Here is a 2,232-nt window from a genome sequence, read left to right as displayed (position 1 = left end):
CGGGGGTGTAGTGAGGAAACCAGTGATAGGCAACGGGACTCGGTGCGTGCCGGCAACGGTGTGGTGGGATTGGCGTGGTGGGGGAGGAGGGGCGGGAAGGGGCCGGGTGGGGGGGGAGGGCCGGGGCTGAGGGCTCGGGGCTGATTGTTTGGGGCGCCGCGCCGCTCGTCGGCTTGGGGCGCAGCCTCGTTAGCCGCGGGCGTCGTCCCGACGACGACGGGCACGCAGCACGTGCAACAGGCTGCCGACGTTGGACCGCTCTTCGTCCAGCACCAGCGTGATCGCGATTTCCTCCAATGCCGCGAGCGTCGCCAGTACCGCCGCGACGCGAAAGGGCCAGGCTGCCAAGTCGAGGAGCAATAGGAACAGACCAACCGCCGACGCCGCGACGGCCACCTTCACCAGCCGAGTGTGGTAACTGGTGAAGCGGCGAAAGCGCAGCAGGCCCACCAGCGCCGGGACGACGAAGCTCGCCACGACGGCGCCGAAGGCGATGCCTTCCTCACGCACCAGGCCCGGCCAGAGCAGCAGCATGGAAACGGCGACCGCAGCGTAGACAGCCACGTCCGCCCAGGAGTCCAGCATCGCGCCGAAGCGGCTGGCCTGTCCTGTCAGCCGAGCGAGGGTGCCATCGATGGCGTCGGTGAAGAAGGCGACGGCCAGGAGCCAGAGGAATGCCTCACGATGCCCCTGCAATGCCAGCAGCAGTAGGACAGGCGCCGCCACCAGCCTGAAGGCGCTGAGTAGGTTCGGCAGTTGCCAGCGGTGTAGATCCCTCATAGCCGGAACCAGGCCTGCAGCGGGGTGTGATCCGACAGCCGGTGCCAGGGCGCAAGCCCCAGGCGCTCGGCCCGCACCGGCATGACCCCGCGGCAATAGATGCGATCCATGGGGAGCACGGGCGCCACCGCCGGCCAAGTGCGCGCATGCCGGCCATGCAGGGTGCGAAACACCTCCGTGAGACCGAGCTCGACGTTGAAGTCCCGCTCCGCCCGACCGGACCAGTCGTTGAAGTCGCCGGCAACGATCAGTGGCTCGCGGTGGGGCACATGCGCCTCGATGCGCGCACACAGGCGTTGGATTTGCGGGCGCCGCTCGGCGCCGAAGAAGCCGAAGTGTACACAGACCACGTGCAGCCGGTCGCTTGCACCTGGCACCTGGATCACGCCGTGCAGCAGACTGCGACTGGCGGCGAAGGGGTAGGGCGAGACGCCGATATTCTCCCACTCCTGGAAGGGATAGCGGCTCAGAATGGCATTACCGTGGTGGCCCTGGTCGTAGATCGCGTTCCGGCCATAGGCATGGTGCGGCCAGACCGTGTCGGCCAGGAACTCGAACTGCGGGTATTCCGGCCACTCGTGCAGCCGTTGGGCGTGGCTCGCATGCTCACCCAGGGCTTCCTGCAGAAAGACGAGATCCGCGCGGGTTGCCGCCAGGGCATCGCGCATCCGGTGCAGCACGAACTGCCGCCCGCTCATGCTGAAGCCCTTGTGGATGTTGTACGTCAGAATGCTGAGCTCGCAGGTCATGTGCGGTTGAGTCTTCCTCGGCTGGGTCCGTCGGCTCGTTGCGGCGCGCAGCCCCGGGGCGGGAGCCGACCGGGATAGGCCGTCACGCCTACCAGGGGCGGCGGCGCAGGCGCAAACGGTAAAGCACCGGCGAGGCCAAGTTGTCCAGTAGAGTAAAGAGGATAACCAACACCAGCACCTCCAGCGCGGTGAGCTGCAAAGGCAGCATCAGGCCGAGCCCCGGAAACAGCGATTCGGGTACCGTGTCCAGCAGCAGCGCCCGGCTGCTGCGGGTACGGCCGAGACGGCGCTTGACGAAGCTCGCGAGCAGATCCCCCGCCATGGCCAGGGCAGCGGCTGCGGCACCGAGCATCGGCGACAGCCCGAGCAGCGGCGCGAGCAGCGTGCCGGCTGCGATGGCCCCCGCCAGGCCGCGCCAGGTCTTGGCGTCACCCAGCAGCCGGTGGCCGTCCCGCAGCCGCAGGCCCAGATCCACCGGTGTCGACCAACGCCCGCCGAGCAGCGTCTGCAGCAGCACCGGCGTGCCATTGGCGGCGATGATCAACAAGAACAGGGGCCACATAGGGGGCTGGACGACGCTCGTTGTGCCTGGTGCGCTGGCAGGGCGCCTGCACCGGTGCGGCGGCAACAGCGTACAGCAGGCGTGGCTCTTAGGGAGACGCTGATTTATTGGGCATCCTGCCCAAAAATCAGACGGAGCCGG

3 protein-coding genes are annotated in these 2,232 nt (G+C 68.1%); all 3 read right to left on the bottom strand.

All coding sequences use genetic code 11. From position 1 onward, the window contains the following. Positions 1-189: 189 nt before the first annotated feature. Positions 190-780, bottom strand: coding sequence for a CDP-alcohol phosphatidyltransferase family protein (locus tag I6U14_RS14880; RefSeq protein WP_296900303.1), 591 nt, complete (start codon positions 778-780; stop codon positions 190-192). Continuing rightward, on the bottom strand, positions 777-1,529 hold the full coding sequence (locus I6U14_RS14875; RefSeq protein ID WP_296900302.1) for an endonuclease/exonuclease/phosphatase family protein: 753 nt from the start codon (positions 1,527-1,529) through the stop codon (positions 777-779). Before I6U14_RS14875 ends, I6U14_RS14880 begins: the two co-directional genes overlap by 4 nt. 88 nt (positions 1,530-1,617) lie before the next feature. Further along, positions 1,618-2,091, bottom strand: a complete 474-nt coding sequence (locus I6U14_RS14870) for a CDP-archaeol synthase (protein WP_296900301.1) — start codon at positions 2,089-2,091, stop codon at positions 1,618-1,620. Positions 2,092-2,232: the final 141 nt, after the last annotated feature.

The sequence above is a fragment of the Thiohalocapsa sp. genome (genome assembly GCF_019695415.1).
GTDB lineage: Bacteria > Pseudomonadota > Gammaproteobacteria > Chromatiales > Chromatiaceae > Thiohalocapsa.
Note: the sequence above shows the minus strand (reverse complement) of the source record. Positions and strands in the feature narration are given on the sequence as shown.